This window comes from Stenotrophomonas sp. Marseille-Q5258 (assembly GCF_946900935.1).
Lineage (GTDB): Bacteria > Pseudomonadota > Gammaproteobacteria > Xanthomonadales > Xanthomonadaceae > Stenotrophomonas > Stenotrophomonas nematodicola.
The window spans coordinates 194,627-212,366 of record NZ_CAMPPN010000005.1 but is presented as its reverse complement, the minus strand read 5'-3'; the positions used below and the strand labels follow the sequence as shown (position 1 = coordinate 212,366).

The window sequence follows — 17,740 nt, the reverse complement described above, 5'->3', positions numbered from 1 at the left end:
CCCGCGATGTCGAAAACCCACGCATGAACCCCCGATCTGTGCCCGATCTGTGCCCAAAGCGGCGCTTGCGCGGCCGCTTCCTACCCGCCAGACTCGCCAAAAAGGGCGGTTGAACTTCCTATACCCTTCAATCTTCCGGACAGATGCAATGATCTCTGACCGGGGTCTGTTTACAGGGCGTTGCCAGCGCTGCGTTAAACCACCGTGCCGAACAGGTGCCCGATCACGCCGGTCGCCAGCATGGCAGCGACACCCCAGAACACGACGCGCGCGGCGGCCTTGCTCTTGCTGGCCCCGCCCGCGCGGGCCGACAGGGCGCCGAGGATGCCGAGGCTGATCAGGGACACGACGGCCACAACCGGCGTGATCAGGCCAGCCGGCGAAGCAACAGCAGCAATGATCGGCAGGACGGCGCCGACGGAGAAGCTGAGGGCGGAGCTGACCGCCGCCTGCACAGGTTTGGCGGCGACGATCTCACTCATGCCGAGTTCGTCACGCGCATGGGCTTCCAGGGCGTCATGCTCTGTCAGCTGCCGGGCGACGTCCCGGGCCGTTTCAGGGGTCAGGCCGCGGCTGATATAGATTTCGGTCAGCTCCTGGAGTTCGGCGTCCGGATGGCTGTGAAGGGCGGCGCGCTCGATCGCGAGGTCTGCCTTTTCGAGGTCTGCCTGCGAGGAGACGGACACATATTCCCCGGCGGCCATCGACATGGCACCGGCCACCAGGCCCGCGAGGCCGGCGGTGAAGATCGCGCCGGGTGTGGCGTCTGCGGAGGCAACACCGATCAGCAGGCCGGCGGTGGACAGGATGCCGTCATTGGCGCCGAGCACGGCGGCGCGCAGCCAGTTCACCCGCTGGAAATAGTGGTGTTCTTTGTGGATGTAGGAATTGTCGGATTCCGGTGCAGATTCGGCCATGGGTCAGTTCCTGATCGTTATATACTGGGTGGCCAGGCCGGGCGGCCAGGTCAAGCCTTGATGCAGTCCGGATGTCCCGGGTTTTCCTTGCGTGAGGCGGCGGTGCCGGTTAGGCGTTGATGCGTAAGGCTTTCCGGAGGGACACACATGCTTATTGGACTTGGCGTCATCGTATTGATCGCTGGCTTCATTATCCTGATTTACAACGGTCTTGTGATGAAGCGGCAGCGGGTCAACCAGGCCTTTGCTGACGTCGATGTGCAGCTGAAACAGCGCCAGAACCTGATCCCGAACCTCGTCGAGACCGTGAAGGGCTATGCCAAGCACGAACAGGACACGCTGCAGCAGGTGATCGCTGCCCGGAATGCGGCGCAGAGCGCTCATACGCCGGCTGAAATGAGCCAGGCCGAGGGCATGCTGACTGCCTCGCTGGGCAAGCTGTTCGCACTGGCGGAAGCCTATCCGGACCTGAAGGCGAACACGAACTTCATCCAGCTGCAGAACGAGCTGTCCGCCATCGAGGACAAGCTGGCCGCGGCGCGCCGGTTCTACAACTCGGCGGTTCAGGACTACAACACGTCCCGCGAACAGTTCCCCGGTTCCATCATCGCGGGCATGTTCAATTTCGAAGGCCGCGACTTCTTCGATGTCGGCGTCGAGGGCCGCGAAGCCCTCAGCACTCCGCCGGAAGTGAAGTTCCCAGAAGCGGGCGCCGACTTCCCACAGCGACCACAGCACGGTCGCGATGGTGGTCGCGGCCAGCAGCCAGGCCGCGACGGGCGCGCGGCGGACGTAGAAGAATCCGCTCAGTGCCAGCGCCAGGCCGGCCAGCAGGTAATACCAGGAGCCGCCAAGGGTGATCAGGTAGAGCCCGCCGGCGAGCAGCGGTAGCGCGATCAGTACGAGCGCCGCGCCGAACAGGCGCAATGGCCAGCGACCGGTACTGGCGCCCGCAGGCGCCACGGAAGTGGTGTTCATGTCATCGGACCTCGAGGAAGGGGGACGCGGCCGCCGGGACGCATCGGGAGCGATGGCTGCCGGTTCGCGGGGAAGCGCACGGCCATAATACTGTACTGTCCAGTACGTCTGTGATGAATGCGCGCGCGCCCGCGGCCGGGTGGTCGTGCGTGCGCGCTTTCCCGTGCAGGAAAGTCGCACCCGTCCAGTCAACGATGGCGGTGGGCGAAGCCGCCCTGCAGGGCGTTCGCGCCCCACGGGTGCGGTGGCCTGTGCCGGGTCGGGCCGGACACGGCCGCATCCGGGCAACCGCGCCATCAACGCGCCTCTGGACCTGCCGGCCTTCCGGGTGCATTGCCCCGCCGTGGCCCGCTCCCGCATGCGGGAGCGAAGATTACCCCGTCGAGGGGCGTGGTGTTCAGGCGCCCCGTGTCGGAGCCCCGGCTAGCGCCCGCGCGCGCGGGCGAAGGCGTCGGCCAGGGCGTTGTTGGCCGGCGGTGAGGCGGTGGCGGGCTTGCCGCCCGGCCCACGCCCGCCACGCGGACCGCCCGGTCCACGTCCGCCGCCGCGGTCCTGGCCGCCACGCGGCTGCTCGCCGCGCGCCTCGCGTGCCGGCTTCTCGCCGGGCACGTCGTCCAGCCGCCGGGTCAGGGCGATGCGCTTGCGCGGCACATCGACCTCCAGCACCTTCACCTTGACGATGTCGCTCACCCTGATGCCGTCAGCGGGGCACTCTGCTGAGGGCTGCTGGCGCGAGAGCGGGGGTTTTTAGAGGTGCCCTCAGGTAGGTGATTTGCTACGCTGCGCCGCGCCGATGTCTTACCCATGCGCGGGAGAAATGCCGATGGGCGGCGATGAGGCCGCGCGGAACACTGTGCAGCCGTCGATGCGCAGGATCGTTCCGTGCTGTGCCTCACCGCACCGGAGGGACGCGCCGCGCCGCGTGTCGCCCGTGCCGCAAACACCGCGCTGGCGGCCGCGCCGAGCTACGCACGCCATGTTCCCGAGCGCACGCTGCTGTACGCGCTGGTCGAGGCGCACTACCCGGACTTCATCGCAAGTCTTGAGGCGCAAGACCGCTCGCTGCCCGAGTATGTGCGCGAGGAGTTCGAGACCTACCTGCGCTGCGGCGTGCTCGAGCACGGTTTCCTGCGCGTGGTGTGCGAGCAGTGCCGGGCCGAGAGGCTGGTGGCCTTCTCCTGCAAGAAGCGCGGCTTCTGCCCCAGCTGCGGGGCGCGGCGCATGGCCGAGAGCGCGCGGCACCTGGTGGAGGAGGTGTTTGGCCCGCGGCCGGTGCGGCAATGGGTGCTGAGTTTTCCGTACCCGCTGCGCTTCCTGTTCGCCAGCAAGCCGGAGGCCATCGGCCCGGTGCTGGTGATCGTGCAGCGCGTCATCGCCGGCTGGTTAGCCGATCAAGTCGGCGTCGACCACGCCAGCGCGCAATGCGGCGCGGTGACCCTGATCAAGCGCTTCGGCAGCGCGCTGAACCTGAATGTTCACTTCCACATGCTGTGGCTCGACGGCGTGTACGACGCGAACGTCGAGCCCCCGCGGCGCAAGCCGCGCCTGCGCCGCGCCCGTGCCCGTGCCCCCACCTCTGCGCAACTGACGCAGCTCGCCAACACCATCGCGCATCGCGTGTGCCGGCACCTGTCGCGCCGCGGCTGGCTCGAAGGCGAAGATGAATCCGTGTTCCTGTCCGACAGCGCGGGCATCCGTGCCGATGGTCGGCCCGAAGCGGTGCGTCCGGCCCCCGCGCACGCGCTCAGCGAGCAGGAGCGGGCCGCGATCCTGGAGGTGGCCAACGCCCCGCAATACGCCGCCCTGCCGCCGGCGCAGATCGTGCCGCGGTTGGCTGACGAGGGCCGCTACCTGGCCAGCGAGTCGAGCTTCCACCGGGTCCTGCACCAGGCCGGGCAGGCCAGTCACCGCGGTCGCGCCAAGACACCGCAGGCCCGCCGCAAGCCGACCACGCACGTGGCCCGCGCCCCCAACCAGGTGTGGTGCTGGGACGTGACCTGGCTGCCTTCGCAGGTGACCGGGCGCTGGTTCTACCTGTACCTGATCCTGGACCTGTACAGCCGCAAGATCGTCGGCCACGAGGTGCACGAGGTCGAGTCCGGCGAGCATGCCGCGCATCTGCTCAAGCGCACGGCGCTGGCCGAGGGCATCCATGCAGCGACCAACAAACCAGTGCTGCATGGCGACAACGGTGCCGCCCTGAAAGCGACCACGGTACTGGCGATGCTGCAGTGGCTGGGCGTCGCCCCGTCCTACTCGCGCCCGCGGGTCAGCGACGACAACGCCTTCGTGGAGAGCCTGTTCCGCACCGCAAAGTACCGCCCCGGCTTCCCGATCCGGGGCTTTGCCGACCTGCAGGATGCACGGACATGGGCCGCGCAGTTCGTTCACTGGTACAACCACGAGCACCTGCACAGCGGCTTGCGCTTCGTCGCCCCGGCCGTGCGACACGCGGGCCAGGACGCCGCTCAGCTCCAAGTCCGCACTCAGGTCTACGAGCTCGCCCGCCAGCGCCATCCGCAGCGTTGGACCGGCACGATCAGGGACTGGAGTCGCGTCGGTGCCGTCACGCTCAATCCCGACCGAGACACGGTCGTGCCGGCACAAAGCAAACAGAATGAAAGTAAGCGACTAGCTGCATGAAATCAGGCGACAACTATCTTGACACGCACCGCAATGCGCGGGCTCATCAGTCTGATCCGTGTGTCGATCTGTCTTCGGTCCACATCATCCTGCACCGGGCGTCACGCCCCGACTCCGGCCGCCTGCGCCGGGACCGCGTGAAGCTTGGATGATTGCTGCATAAAGCCCTGGGCGGTTTCCAAGGGGGGGGAACCGGCAGATTTGTCCTGTGAAAGCGAAACGTGCTCGGTCGATCACTTGAAGCAAAGTTGACGAAGTGCAAGCATGCTCTGCGAAAGGACCATGCGATTGGAACCACTCCAACGGCGCCTCTCGGCCATCTGTCGGCCGGCCAGCAGCTGCTTCAGCAGTGGAATAGTTCACATCCTCTATCCCAATAGTTCACCTATCCGGTTTTGCGGTCGGCGTTGGATGGATCGTTCCGGATGTAGCGCTCGTACTTCTCCCGGAAGCTGTTCTCCCGCATCCGGATGGCCACTGTGGCGGCAAACCAGAAGGCGAAGCGAAGGCGCGCATTGCCGCGCTTGGACAGCCGCTCCTGGCCCTTGTATTGGCCTGATTGGCACTTGGCCAGATCGAGGCCGCAGTACTTCAGGAACTGGCGATGGTGGGCGAAGCGACGCAGGTCGCCAGCCTCGGCCAGAATGGTCAGTGCAAGCACAGGTCCAATACCCGGAATCGAACGCAGCGACTCATAGTCTGGGCGCCCCGAAAGGGTCTGGTGCGCCTGTTCCGCGAGCCGGTCGCGCTGCTGGACCAGCTCCTGGAAGCGCTGCAATTGCAGGCGGAAGCTCTGAACCTCGAGCGAGTCATCGGCGACAGGCAAGCCAATGCTTCGCAGGGCGATTTCATATAGTTCGCGTAGCCATGCCGCCTTGTTGACCTTGCGCCCCACCAGGTCCCACGCCTCCTTGCGGAACGTCTCGTAGTCACGCTGTTGGATTGATGCCGCAGTAGGAAAGCGGAGCATGAAGCGGGCGAACCAGTCCGCATGTGCGCTGTCGAAGTAGCGCTCGATTTCGGGAAAGTACAGCGGCAGATAGTGCGTCATCAAGCTGTGCTGCAGTCGCGTCCTTGCCAGGCTGATCTGATAGTGAGTCTTGGACAGCTCCTGCAATCCGTGGTGCCCGGCCAGCAAGGGATCAATGTAGCGCAGCGTCATGCCCTGCTTGAGCAGTGCGAGAATCACGCGGACATCTTTCGGGTCGTTCTTGTCCCATGAGTTGAACATTGCTTCGCGGTAGCGGGCGCCAGCGACTGATGAGACAAGGCAAACGTCGAAGCCTTCCGTGAGAAGCCGGAAAGCCAGCGTTCGATGGCAGTCTCCAGTGGGTTCCATGGCGATCCTGGCAGGCTGGGGTAATCCACGCAGCAGAGCGACCAGACGATCGTGCTCTTCCATCGAGCTGGCCATCCGAAACTGCTGCTGCTTGCCGTCAGGCGTTTCAATCAGGACGGCATGGTGACGCTTGGCAATATCAATCGCGACCCACGTGGCCGCAGGCGTAGCATTGGGCTGGGCAGTCATCGTCGGCAAGCTCCTGTGGTGTGTGAGAACCCTCAGGATGACCTTGGAGACGGTGGCTGCCCACGTCTTGGGGATGCTTCCAGATGTACTACGGCCCCGAGTTCACCAGCCGGGCCTTCATCGCATGGACGCAACGCCACGGCATCAAGCACCTGTTGATCGAGCCGGGCAGGCCCATGCAGAACGGCTACATCGAGAGCTTCAACGGCAAGTTCAGGGACGAGTGCCTCAACGAACACTGGTTCACCTCGCTCGCCCAAGCCCGCCAGGTCATCGCCGACTGGCGACGCGACTACAACCAGGTGCGACCACACAGCAGCTGCGGTCGAATCCCGCCTGCCCAGTTCGCTGCCAACCACCGAGCACAACAAGCCGACAACGCAGTAACCTTCAACCCCGGGCTTTATCAGTAATCACTGGTATGGCCAGTGGGGGCAGGTCAGCCGCGTGAATCCGCGAGATGCACGAGGACAGCCGTGGCACTCTCGGCGCCGGTCGCATGCACGAAGACCTGGTCGATCAGGGCGAGTCGGCCAGCTTGAACCGCGTGGCGCGACTGATGGCGGCCGAGGGTTTGCAGGGCTGGCCGCGCCCGAAGCGGCGCGGTCAGCGCGGACGGCCGGCGCTCACGCCTCCGGGCGTGCGCAACCTGCTGGAGCGGGACTTCACCGCACTGGAGCCGGAGACCAAATGGGTCACCGACATCACTGAGATCAAAACAGGACAAGGCAAGCTGTATCTATGCATCGTGCTGGATTTGTTCGACCAGCGCGTGGTGGGTTGGTCGATGCACCACAGGCAGGACCGGCACATGGTGATCCGGGCGGTGCAGATGGCGGTATGGCAGCGGCAAGGCGCGGAGCCGGTGATCCTGCATTCCGATCGCGGCAGTCAATTCCGAAGCGGCGACTACCAGCGGTATCTGTCGAGAAACGGCCTGGTCTGTTCGATGAGCGCGGTGGGACACTGCGGCGACAACGCGGCCTGCGAAGGGTTTTTCGGCGTGCTCAAGCGCGAGCGGATCTACCGCACGAAGTACCTGACACTCGATGCAGCGAAGACTGATGTGTTCGAATACGTCGAGCGGTTCCATAACCCGAGGATGCGGCGAAGAGTCGCCAGGCGCGATCGGGAGTTCCAAGCTCTTTCACAACCGTCCGTGATTTCGGGGTAGAACCCCTGCTCCAATGCAGGGGGCAAGATCCTCTCGTTACACAGCCGCCGCGCTAGCAAAGACGTTCTGAGTCGGCTGGCAGGGCATCCGAGCGCTGGAATTCCTATCCTTCATTGGTTCAGTGGTACGGCGAAAGAGGTCGACAAGGCGGTGGAGCAGGGATGCTGGTTCAGTGTGGGCCCAGCGATGCTAGGGAGTTCAAAGGGACGCGCTCTGGTGGATCGCATGCCAAGGGAGAGGGTGCTCACCGAATCCGATGGTCCGTTTGCGCAATTTGATGGCCGCTCTATTCTTCCGTGGGAGGCGTCGTTCGCCGTACTCGGATTGAGTGCTGTGTGGGCAGTGCAGCCCGCGGAAGCAGAGCAGCAACTTGCTGAGAATCTGATGCGCTTAGGCTCGGCACCGTTCTAGAAGTGCCTCCGAGCGCACGGTCAGCCGTCGCGGAGGCGAGCAGACGCCTTGTCGATGAAGAGTGACATCTCCAACCGGGAGGACAATGCCCCGGGCTGCACATCCGTAGCTAGTTTTTGGGCAAGCACCGATGCCAGAGCCATCTGGGCATCAGTTGGTGCTTTTATGTCCCAGTCCAAGGCTTCAGACAGTGCGCTGGTCAAGTGCTTGCCAAGCCTAATGTTGAATCGCTCACGCGCGGTCGCCTCTCGCAACCGGGCCCATTGACGAACGAGGGCGCGCTCGTCCGACTCCGAGATCGGGACCTCGAGGGCTATGCCGTGCTCAGGTGCGACCAGATAGAGGCCCATGAAGCAGTTGGATCCTTGAAGACTTGACCGGATACTAAGTATATCTTAGTGTGAAAGCGTGGACGCTTGCGCCATCCTATGGTTCCAACCGTAGGGGGCCCAGTGTCCGACACCTCGCGTCCGATCTTTGCCCGGAGACTGGCCGAAGCCCGCAAGCGCGCGGGTTTTTCCCGGGCTCAGCTTGGCGTTTTGGCCGGTATGGAGCCTGAAGTGGCGAGCCCTCGCGTCAACCAGTACGAACGCGGCGTGCATGAGCCTCGCGCCGAGACGGCGAAGAAGCTTGCGGAAGCCTTGAATGTCCCTGCTGCGTTCTTGTACACCGAGGACGAAATGTTGGCCAAGCTGCTCCTACGCTGGAATGATCTCAGCAAGACGCAGAAGCGCGATCTGGTGAAGCAGGTCGAGCAGTCAACTGCCACAAGCAAGTGACGGCCGAACCGGCAGTGCGCGCCTTCCAGTCGGACGATGAGTCGGGAGACGTGAATGCCTGACGTTCGGAACGAATCCGTGAGGGTCGCTTTTACCTCCGAGGAGAAGCGCAAGCTTGTCGAGTCCGCCCGCATAGAAGGCCGATCACTCGCTGACTACATCCGCGAGCGTGTCCTTGCGGAATGCCGAGTAGAGGACGAGGTGTTACATTTCCTGCTAAACGACTTGGCTCGCGCAGCGATGCCGCTGCAACGTGCCGGAACCGGTCAGCCCGATCCGGACGACGCTAGTGCGCCACAAGAACTGCCGGAGCAGCAGCGCGCACGCATAGCCAAGGAAGTGCGGGCTTCATTGTCTGGCGAGCAGATCGAAGCTTTGTCCCAGTTCTTGAATCCTGCGTTCGAGCGAGGGCTTTGGCCCGGCCCCGCGCCGCGAAATGGGAGGATGGAAGATGGGCAGCCAGGATCCAAATGATTCCCTGTCCAATGGTCCAACGAGCTTCATCTGCATCCGGTAGACGGTGGCCGTTGGATCGGGGTGGTATACGGAAAGATGCCAACCGGATGGACACTGGGCGGCTGTCAAGTATCGACACCGTATGTGGCCGATGTACCGATTAGGCCATCTGCCACATGATGCAGCCATACGCGATTAGGGGACGTTTATCGGGGTAGGGCGGCTGAGCCCACTCCTTCAGCCTGCATCTTGCGCGTTAAGCAATGACCGCCCGACAAGGCGCACCGGGTCAAACGAGAACACGTGCTCCAGCGGCGCATCATGGCAGCGACCAACCAATCGGTCAGGAAACGCGGCCCGTCCGTAATCCAGATCCACCTCGGCCGAGCAGATCGGGCACGTGCCCCAGTGGCGCACGACGGAGAACTCTCGGGACTTCAACTTTCGACCTGGCGCCGGCATGGTGCGGAGCTGACCGTAGAGCTCGCTCAGCGCCAGGAACGAGGGCTCCGCTATGGTTACCCGCTGTGTGGGCAGAAGGATCACCGGCCGCAACAACCACCAGAGCCGGCCGTCACCAGCATCACCAGGCCGAGCTGGGCCAGTGTCGCGGTGGTCACCGCGTGGCCACGGCTCCATGAGGTGTACAGCCAGAACCAGACGAGTCCGATGAGCACCATGTTCAAGGCCGCGGTTCCGATAAGCACGTAGCCGCGCCAGGACTGCACCGGGAATGGCCGGCTGCCCACCAACAGCCGGAGCCATAGCGCTGGCTTGGCTGGATCCATCTGGTAGCGGATCTTGGTCGGATCGGCCTCTGGTGGCGCGACGTCCTCCTCGGGCTCCGCTTCGGGCGTCGGGCGGAAATCGAAAGACAGCCGAGAGGGCAGGCCACGGCCGCCCCCTTTCTTGACCACGAGGTAAGGGGTAAGGGCAGAGCCTGCCTGAGCGCACCGCTGTCGAAGCTGTTCCTGTCGCGATTCCCACCAGTTCCCCAGCTCGGCCGCCCGGAATACCTTGGACTGGCCATCGCCAGTTCCTTCCAACTGCTGAAAGAGCGCCCGAAGGGTAGTGGTGTCCGTCTCGGGGGGCGGCTCGCCGCGCGAGATGGCGGTCAGGGTCGTGTCCATGACCTCCCGAAGGACCCGGGCATTGCGCTGCTGTCCCCCCTCCCGATCCAGCCATTCAAGCGCCAATTGGAGGGATTCAACCTGTGGATTACCCGTTTGGGCGGGTTTAGATCTGTTTGCGTCCATGGCCTGCCGCGAATTTCTGCTTTCCCTCCGATCAAGGAAAGCGCCATGGACACCATCCCAGAGCCGTTCTCACTTCGCAATCCGTCGGGCAACCCGCTGGCGCGGCGTGGCGGGTTCCGCGTCCCGTTTGGCCTGAAGGATGGCCGTGTCTGGGCCCCCAGCGAGGTGTCCAAAGGCAAGGCGTGCGGCTGCATCTGCCCGGGGTGCCATGCCCCGCTGTCGGCCAAGGCCAAGGAGAGTCGCCGCAAGCGCCCCCACTTCGCCCACCTGACTGACACCGGCTGCCAGACGGGTCGTGAAACCGGAATTCACGAACGGGCCAAGCAGCTGATCGCAGACCACCAGCGGCTGGTGATCCCGGCCTGGACCGGCGACCCGATCGACATGCCCAACCCGCCGCATGCCCGTGACGACGATGGCCGGCTCCACTGGGGGCGGAAGGTCGACCAGCCGAGCCGCAGCATGTCGTTGCGCGACATCGAGATCGAGCGATCGCTGGGCAGCTACAAGCCCGATGTCGTTGCCCGGGATGAGGTGGGCGAGTTGCTGATCGAGATCCGCGTGACCCATGCCGTTGGCGACATCAAGGCGGCGCGCGTCCAGGCGCAGGGCCGGAGGATGGTCGAGATCGACCTGTCCCAGCTGCACCGCGACACTCCCCACGACCTGGCCGCCTTCGAGCACGCCGTGCTCGATGACGCTGCCAATCGCAGTTGGATCTCCTGTCCCGAGGCGGTAGCGGAGTGGGGGGCTTCCAAGCAGGAACTGGACGAGCAGGTTGCGGCGAGGAACCAGCAGATCGCACAGCTGCGGGAGCAGATGGCCAAGGCGGCCCAGGCCCGCAAGGAACGCGAGGCCCAGGAGACCAGGGACAAGGAGGGCCGGAAGGCCTACATGCGCCGCCAGGAGCGTGCGAGACACGCTGAGGACCTGGGCCATCTCATGGAACTGACCTCGCCTGAGCGGATCGAGCGGATCCTGCGCGAGTATCGGGTCAGCGCGGAAGACCGCGTCAGCGAGCTCCTGGACGCCGTGCCAGCGGCGATTCGGTCCGCCTGCCTTCGAGCCCATGAAGATGCCTGGATCTTCGGAGTGGACCCGGTTCTTTGGCAGCTCCTGGCCCATGACCACTTCGTGGCAAAGCGGTCCCCGGGTGATCGCTTCAACCAGAGGGACGTCGCCGCGTGGGTCCGGCGTAGCTTCTACCCAGAGAGGGCGCTGTACAGGCTCTTCGTCACCCAGTACGCCGCCCGCGCCGAGGCCCAGCGCGCAGGGTTCGCCAAGAGAAGGCTGGCTTACTGGGTTTTCACCGACGAAGAGAACGAGCGGATTCCGAACTTCTACACGCCCGTCAACGACTTCGTCGACAGGCTGGAGTCCGCCCGGGTCATCCGACAACTGCCGGCGCCCAGGGGCGAGTGCGAAGTCCTTCCACCGCCCGCCGGTGGCTGGCACCCGGTCGCCTACGTGGATCCGGGCAACGATTCCGGTGACCGATCATCCTCGCTTGTCGCCCTTTGAGCCGGCGGCACCTAGAATCGAGGTCTGGAGGGGGCACGCGATGCCATGAATGTCATTGATTTCAAATGGCGTGGGAGTCCTGTCGCCCCCTTTCTTCCTTCGATTCACCGTTTTGCCAGGATCCGGAATCTGTGACCGTACTTGAGACTCTGCTCGACACCCTGCGCCAGTCCTCGATGACCGAGCGCGAGAAGGGCACCTACTTCGAAGAATTGATCCTGGCCTACCTGCGCAACGAGGCCACCTACCGCGACCTGTATGCCAAGGTCTGGACCTGGTCCGACTGGGCGCCCGCCCACGGCTTCAGCGCGAAGGATGACGGCATTGACCTGGTCGCCGAGGAAGCCGGAACCGGCGCGATCCACGCCATCCAGTGCAAGTTTTACGACCCGGACTACCGGCTGCAGAAGAAGGACATCGACAGCTTCTTCACCGCCTCGGGCCGCAAGCCATTCGCGCACCGGGTCATCGTTTCCAGCACCGACCACTGGTCCGACAATGCCGAAAACGCGCTGATCGACCAGCAGCCGCCGGTCAGCAAGATCACCCTGCACGATCTCGAAGCCAGCCAGATCGACTGGTCGCGCTTCCAGCCCAACGCCCCGGTCGCGCTGAAGGCGAAGAAATCCCTGCGCCCGCACCAGCAATCCGCGCTCAAGGCGGTCACCGCCGGGCTGCAGGACGCAGACCGCGGCAAGCTGATCATGGCCTGCGGCACCGGCAAGACCTTCACCAGTCTCAAGATCGCGGAAAGCATGGCTGGCAAGGGCGGCCGCGTGCTGTTCCTGGTGCCCAGCCTGTCGCTGCTGCAGCAGACGCTGACCGAGTGGACCCAGGAAAGCGCGATTCCCCTGCACAGTTTCGCGGTGTGTTCCGACAGCGACGTCGGCAAGAAGAAGGGCCGCAAGGAGGACGACGCCGTCCAGACCCTCGCCCACGAACTGCGCTACCCGGCCACCACCGACGCCCGCGCACTGGCCAAAGGTGTCGCCGCGCGCAGCGACAACGCGCACATGACCGTGGTGTTTAGCACCTACCACTCCATCGAGGTCATCCACGACGCCCAGCAGCAGGGGCTGGCCGATTTTGACCTGATCGTCTGCGACGAGGCCCACCGCACCACCGGCGCCACCTTCGAAGGCGACGACGAATCCGCCTTCGTGCGCGTGCACGACGCCGCCTACATCCGCGCCGGCAAGCGCCTGTACATGACCGCCACCCCGCGCATCTACGGCAACGAGGCCAAGGCCGTGGCCGAGCGCGACAACGTGGCGCTGTACTCGATGGACAACGAGGCCTGGTACGGCAAACAGCTGTTCGTCATCACCTTCTCGGAAGCCGTCAAGCGCGGCCTGCTGGTCGACTACAAGGTCATCGTGCTGGCAGTCGAGGAAAGCCACATCAATCGCCGCCTCCAGACTCTGCTGAAGGACGAGAACAACAGCCTGCGCGTGGACGATGCCGCCAAGATCGTCGGCTGCTGGAAGGCGCTGGCCAAGCTCGGCATCCACGAGGGTGCCGGCGAAAGCGCAGAACCGATGAAGCGCGCGGTCGCGTTCTGCCAGGTCATCGAGCCCAGCCGGGGTGGCAAGACCCACAAGGTCAGCTCGAAGGAAATCGCCGACATGTTCAAGGCGGTCGTGGACGCCTACCAGGACGCCGAGGACATCGAAGACGCCGCGCGCATGACCTGCGAGGCCAAGCACGTCGACGGCAGCATGAACGCCGGCGAGAAGGAAGCGAAGCTTGACTGGCTCAAGGCACCCACGCCACCGGACACCTGTCGCGTGCTGAGCAACGTGCGCTGCCTTTCCGAAGGCGTGGACGTGCCGGCGCTGGACGCGGTGCTGTTCCTCACTCCGCGCAACTCGCAGGTGGACGTGGTGCAGTCGGTCGGCCGGGTGATGCGCAATGCCCCGGGCAAGCAGCGCGGCTACGTGGTGCTGCCGGTGGTGATCCCTGCCGGCATCGAGCCGCACGAAGCGCTGAACGATAACCGCACCTATGCAGTGGTCTGGCAGGTGCTGCAGGCGTTGCGCAGCCATGACGACCGCTTCGACGCGATGGTCAACAAGCTCGACCTCGTCGGCCCGGACCGCAGCCGGATGGAAGTCGTCGCCGTCGCCGACACGGTGCAGCGCAAGACCGCGCGGCTGCTGGACGGCAATGCCCGCAAGGCGGCCAAAGCCAAGAGCAGGCACAGTATCGGTGAAGCCCAGCCCGGCTACGAAGCCGAAGTGCAAAGCGAATTCGAGTTCGAGATCGGCGAAGTCGAGCGCGCGCTCTACGCCAAAGTGGTCGAGAAGTGCGGCAACCGCCACCATTGGGAGGACTGGGCCAACGACATCGCCAAAATCGCGCAGACCCACATCGACCGTATCAAGGCGCTGCTGGAAGACCCCAGTCAGGCCAAGGCCCGCGAAGCCTTCAGCGCCTTCGCCAACGAACTGCGCGACGACCTCAACGACAAGGTCTCGGACGCCGAGATCATCGAGATGCTGGCCCAGCACCTGATCACCAAGCCGGTGTTCGACGCGCTGTTCGCCGACTACAGCTTCGCCAGCCACAACCCGATGTCCAAGGCGATGCAGGCCGTGCTCGACGTACTCGACGAACTGCACCTGGAGAAGGAAGCCGACACCCTGCAGGCGTTCTACGACAGCGTGAAGCTGCGCGCCGAAGGCATCAACAGCGCCGCCGGCAAGCAGAAGATCGTGGTCGAGCTGTACGACAAGTTCTTCCGCAACGCCTTCCCGAAGATGACCGAGCGCCTGGGTATCGTCTACACCCCGGTGGAAGTGGTGGACTTCATCCTGCACAGCGTGAATCACTTGCTGGAGCAGGAGTTCGGGCAGACCCTCGGCAGCAATGGCGTGCACATCCTCGACCCCTTCACCGGCACCGGCACCTTCATCACCCGTCTGCTGCAGTCCGGCCTGATCAAGCCGGAAGAGCTGGATCACAAGTACCGGCACGAGATCCACGCCAACGAACTTGTGCTGCTGGCCTACTACATCGCCGCGATCAATATCGAGGCCACGTATCACGGCATCGCCGGCGGCGACTACGTGCCCTTCGAGGGTATCTGCCTGACCGACACCTTCCAGATGTACGAGAAGGAGGATCTGGTCGATGCGCTGCTGGTGGACAACAGCCAGCGGCGCAGGCGGCAGAAGACGCTCGACATTCGCGTGATTGTAGGCAATCCGCCGTATTCGATCGGACAAGGCAGCCAAAACGACAACAATCAGAACATCGGCTATCCGGCGTTGGATGCACGCATCGCGGAAACCTATGCCGCACGCTCAGGCGCGGCGTTGTCCAAGGGGCTTTACGACAGCTACGTCCGTGCCATCCGCTGGGCCAGCGACCGCATCGGCAATGCCGGCATCATCGGTTTCGTCACCAATGGTGGCTATCTAGAGAAGGCCGCCATGGACGGGGTGCGGCGCTGCTTAGTGGCCGAGTTCTCCAGCCTGCATGTATTCAATCTCCGCGGCGATATCCGCAAGAACATGCTGAGCAAAGGACAAGCGAAGGAAGGTCAGAACATTTTCGGAAGCGGCAGCATGGCGGGCATTGCCATCTCACTTCTGATCAGAAATCCTGAAGCCAATCAGCGTGGTCACGTCTACTACCACGATATTGGTGACGATCTAAGCCGCGATGAGAAGCTGGGCAGGATAGAAGCCTATGCCAGCGTCGACGGTATTCCCGAACAGGAATGGCAGCACATCATCCCGGATGCGCATGGCGACTGGCTGAAGCAGCGCGATGACAGCTTCGGGCGTTTCATCTCGCTGGGCGACAAGAAGGGCGACGCGTCCAAGATGTTCGACAACTTCTCGCTAGGCGTGGCCACCAACCGAGATGCCTGGGCCTACAGCCATAGCAAGGCCAAGCTTGCGGAAAACATGCGCAACATGATCGGCTTCTACAACGCCGAAGTGGCGCGCTTCGATGCCGCGCATATTGGACTGGACACCAAGGCGCGGCAGGAGCGCGTGGACGGATTCATTGACAGCGACCCACTCCGCATCAGTTGGACTCGCGCGCTCAAGCAGAACTTGACCAAGAATCGCACCTACACATTCGATGCCGAGTGCATCGTTCCCAGCCTGTATCGCCCGTTCACCAAACAATGGCTGTACTTCAATCGGACTTTCAACGAGATGGTGCTGCAGATGCCGCGCATCTTCCCAGATGCTGCTGCAAAAACGTAGTAATTCAGCTAAGCGGAGCTGGAGCACGATCTGGATTTTCCGCGATTATTTCTGGCCATATACCGTCCCTTGACACCATTGAGAAGGGCCAGTGTTTTCCGCTCTATCTCTACGATGAAGCCGCCCAACAATCCGATGACGGCCTGTTCGCGAGCATTCCCAATGATGGCCCACGCCGACGCGAGGCCATCACCGATGCCGGCCTCGCGCATTTCCAGTCCGCCTATCCGGGCGAGACGATCAGCAAGGAAGACCTGTTCTATTACATCTACGGCCTGCTGCATTCCCCCGACTACCGCGAACGCTATGCCGACAACCTGAGCAAGGAGCTGCCGCGCATCCCGCGTGTGCGCACGGCACAGGATTTCTGGCATTTCAGCCGCGCCGGCCGCGACCTCGCCGCGCTGCACCTGAACTACGAAACGGTGGACAAGTACCCGCTCACCATCGAGACCAAGGGCAAGCTGTTGGATGCCGACTACCGCGTCGAGAAGATGAAGTTCGCCAAGAAGAAAGACCCGGACACCGGCAAGTCCGTCAACGACCGCGGCACCGTGATCTACAACGGCAAAATCACACTGCGCGACATTCCCGAAACCGCATGGGGCTACATCGTCAACGGCAAGGCCGCGCTGGATTGGGTGATGGAACGCCAGGCCCTGCGCGTGGACAAGGCCAGCGGCATCGTCAACGACGCCAACGACTGGGCCATCGAAACCATGGGCAACCCGAAGTACCCGCTGGAACTGTTCCAGCGCGTGGTCACCGTCAGCCTGGAAACGCAGAAGATCGTCGCTGCGCTGCCACCGCTGGATATCCGTGAAGACGGCTGACCCCCACAAGGACATTCCTATGAATGAAGTGGTGTGGGGCATCCACGCAGGCCGCACCGGCGATGCCGATGCCTTGTTCCTGAAGCAAGGCTGCATTGCCATCGGCTGGGACGCCATGGGCGACCTGTCCGTACTGGCAGCCGACCGCGACGCCTTCCGGCAGTGCTATGTGCAGGCCTACCCGGATGCGAAGAAGGGCGGCATTGCCACGGTGTCCGGCATTCCCTACCGGTTCCTGCACGAGATGAAGGCCGGTGACCTGGTGGTGTACCCCTCCAAGCAGGACAAGCAGGTACACATTGGCCGCGTCACTGGCCCGTACCAGCATGTGGCCGATGCCACCCACGGGTACCCGCACCGCCGCAGCGTGCAATGGCTGAGCCACGTGCCGCGCCTGCAGTTCACCCAGGGCGCGCTGTACGAAATCGGCTCGGCGCTCAGCCTGTTCCAGGTCAAGAGCTATGCCGACGAATTCCGCGCGGCGGTGGGCGGCAAGTCCGCACCTCCGTTGCCGGTGGACCAGGACCATTCGGTGAGCCTGGTCACCGATGACATGGAAGACACCACCCGCGACTTCGTGCTCAAGCGCCTGGCGCAGGAATTGAAGGGCCTGCCGCTGGAGGATTTCGTGGTGCACCTGCTGCAGTGCATGGGCTACCACGCGCGCAAGACCCGTGTGAACGAGCCCAGCGTGGACGTGATCGCCCACAAGGACCACCTGGGCATCGAGCCGCCCATCATCAAGGTGCAGGTCAAGAGCAGCCCCAACACCGTGACCGACAAGGACGTGTCGGCGCTGTACGGCAAGCTGTCCCACGGCGAATACGGGCTGTTCGTGACCCTGGGCAGCTACAGCCCGTCCTGCCGCAATTTCGAACAGGGCAAGGGCAACCTGCGCCTGATCGACGGAGATGAACTGGTGGACCTGATCTTCGCCCACTACGAGCAGTTCGATTCACGCCACAAGGGCCTGCTGCCGTTGCGCCGCATCTACGTGCCGCAGGTGCTGGAGGCGGACTAA

14 protein-coding genes and 2 pseudogenes are annotated in these 17,740 nt (G+C 63.8%); 11 read left to right on the top strand and 5 right to left on the bottom strand.

The annotated features are described in order from the left end of the window. Positions 1 to 194: 194 nt before the first annotated feature. Positions 195 to 917, bottom strand: coding sequence for a VIT family protein (locus tag OC534_RS04165; protein ID WP_062167478.1), 723 nt, complete (start codon positions 915 to 917; stop codon positions 195 to 197). Between the two features lie 147 nt (positions 918 to 1,064). Between OC534_RS04165 and OC534_RS04160 the strand changes: the two genes are divergently transcribed. Beyond that, a complete protein-coding gene (locus OC534_RS04160; protein WP_197430085.1) occupies positions 1,065 to 1,808 on the top strand; it encodes a LemA family protein in 744 nt (247 codons plus the stop codon). A 510-nt stretch (positions 1,809 to 2,318) separates the two neighbouring features. Here OC534_RS04160 and OC534_RS04155 read toward each other — a convergent pair. After that, on the bottom strand, positions 2,319 to 2,585 hold the full coding sequence (locus OC534_RS04155) for a hypothetical protein (RefSeq protein WP_062167480.1): 267 nt from the start codon (positions 2,583 to 2,585) through the stop codon (positions 2,319 to 2,321). 258 nt (positions 2,586 to 2,843) lie between these two features. Between OC534_RS04155 and OC534_RS04150 the strand changes: the two genes are divergently transcribed. Then, positions 2,844 to 4,538 (top strand): IS3 family transposase, encoded by a 1,695-nt coding sequence (locus OC534_RS04150; protein WP_262071420.1) that lies wholly within the window; start codon positions 2,844 to 2,846, stop codon positions 4,536 to 4,538. 385 nt (positions 4,539 to 4,923) lie between these two features. Here the strand turns inward: OC534_RS04150 and OC534_RS04145 are convergent, their stop codons facing one another. Next, positions 4,924 to 6,066, bottom strand: coding sequence for an IS110 family transposase (locus tag OC534_RS04145; protein WP_262071416.1), 1,143 nt, complete (start codon positions 6,064 to 6,066; stop codon positions 4,924 to 4,926). Positions 6,067 to 6,158: 92 nt separating this feature from the next. Between OC534_RS04145 and OC534_RS04140 the strand changes: the two are divergent. The 3 genes and pseudogenes from OC534_RS04140 to OC534_RS04130 form a co-directional block, all read left to right on the top strand. Continuing rightward, a pseudogene (locus tag OC534_RS04140) lies at positions 6,159 to 6,479 on the top strand (integrase core domain-containing protein); the annotation flags it as partial. Positions 6,480 to 6,517: 38 nt separating this feature from the next. Beyond that, positions 6,518 to 7,240: pseudogene (locus tag OC534_RS04135) on the top strand (IS3 family transposase); the annotation flags it as partial. 27 nt (positions 7,241 to 7,267) lie between these two features. After that, positions 7,268 to 7,651 carry a TatD family hydrolase gene (locus tag OC534_RS04130; RefSeq protein ID WP_080052373.1) on the top strand — a complete coding sequence of 128 codons (384 nt, stop codon included), beginning with the start codon at positions 7,268 to 7,270 and terminating at the stop codon, positions 7,649 to 7,651. A gap of 20 nt (positions 7,652 to 7,671) precedes the next feature. On the opposite strand, the gene OC534_RS04125 is transcribed toward OC534_RS04130, so the two are convergent. Beyond that, positions 7,672 to 8,001, bottom strand: a complete 330-nt coding sequence (locus OC534_RS04125) for a hypothetical protein (RefSeq protein WP_262071415.1) — start codon at positions 7,999 to 8,001, stop codon at positions 7,672 to 7,674. Between the two features lie 102 nt (positions 8,002 to 8,103). Here OC534_RS04125 and OC534_RS04120 point away from each other — a divergent pair, with 102 nt between their 5' ends. Continuing rightward, positions 8,104 to 8,430, top strand: coding sequence for a helix-turn-helix transcriptional regulator (locus OC534_RS04120; protein ID WP_262071414.1), 327 nt, complete (start codon positions 8,104 to 8,106; stop codon positions 8,428 to 8,430). A gap of 54 nt (positions 8,431 to 8,484) precedes the next feature. Further along, on the top strand, positions 8,485 to 8,904 hold the full coding sequence (locus OC534_RS04115; protein ID WP_005409650.1) for a hypothetical protein: 420 nt from the start codon (positions 8,485 to 8,487) through the stop codon (positions 8,902 to 8,904). Positions 8,905 to 9,428: 524 nt separating this feature from the next. Here the strand turns inward: OC534_RS04115 and OC534_RS04110 are convergent. After that, the gene (locus tag OC534_RS04110) at positions 9,429 to 10,016 is read right to left on the bottom strand and encodes a hypothetical protein (RefSeq protein ID WP_262071413.1); all 588 of its coding nucleotides are present in this window, start codon (positions 10,014 to 10,016) and stop codon (positions 9,429 to 9,431) included. A 171-nt stretch (positions 10,017 to 10,187) separates the two neighbouring features. Between OC534_RS04110 and OC534_RS04105 the strand changes: the two genes are divergently transcribed. The 4 genes from OC534_RS04105 (at position 10,188) to OC534_RS04090 (ending at position 17,740) form a co-directional block, all read left to right on the top strand. Further along, complete coding sequence (locus OC534_RS04105; RefSeq protein WP_049450194.1) at positions 10,188 to 11,663, top strand: hypothetical protein; 1,476 nt, start codon at positions 10,188 to 10,190, stop codon at positions 11,661 to 11,663. A gap of 131 nt (positions 11,664 to 11,794) precedes the next feature. Further along, complete coding sequence (locus OC534_RS04100) at positions 11,795 to 15,886, top strand: type ISP restriction/modification enzyme (RefSeq protein WP_262071412.1); 4,092 nt, start codon at positions 11,795 to 11,797, stop codon at positions 15,884 to 15,886. After that, positions 15,805 to 16,719 carry a type ISP restriction/modification enzyme gene (locus OC534_RS04095; RefSeq protein WP_262071411.1) on the top strand — a complete coding sequence of 305 codons (915 nt, stop codon included), beginning with the start codon at positions 15,805 to 15,807 and terminating at the stop codon, positions 16,717 to 16,719. The genes OC534_RS04100 and OC534_RS04095 overlap by 82 nt, the downstream gene beginning before the upstream one ends. Positions 16,720 to 16,738: 19 nt before the next feature. Further along, the gene (locus OC534_RS04090; protein WP_005409646.1) at positions 16,739 to 17,740 is read left to right on the top strand and encodes a restriction endonuclease; all 1,002 of its coding nucleotides are present in this window, start codon (positions 16,739 to 16,741) and stop codon (positions 17,738 to 17,740) included.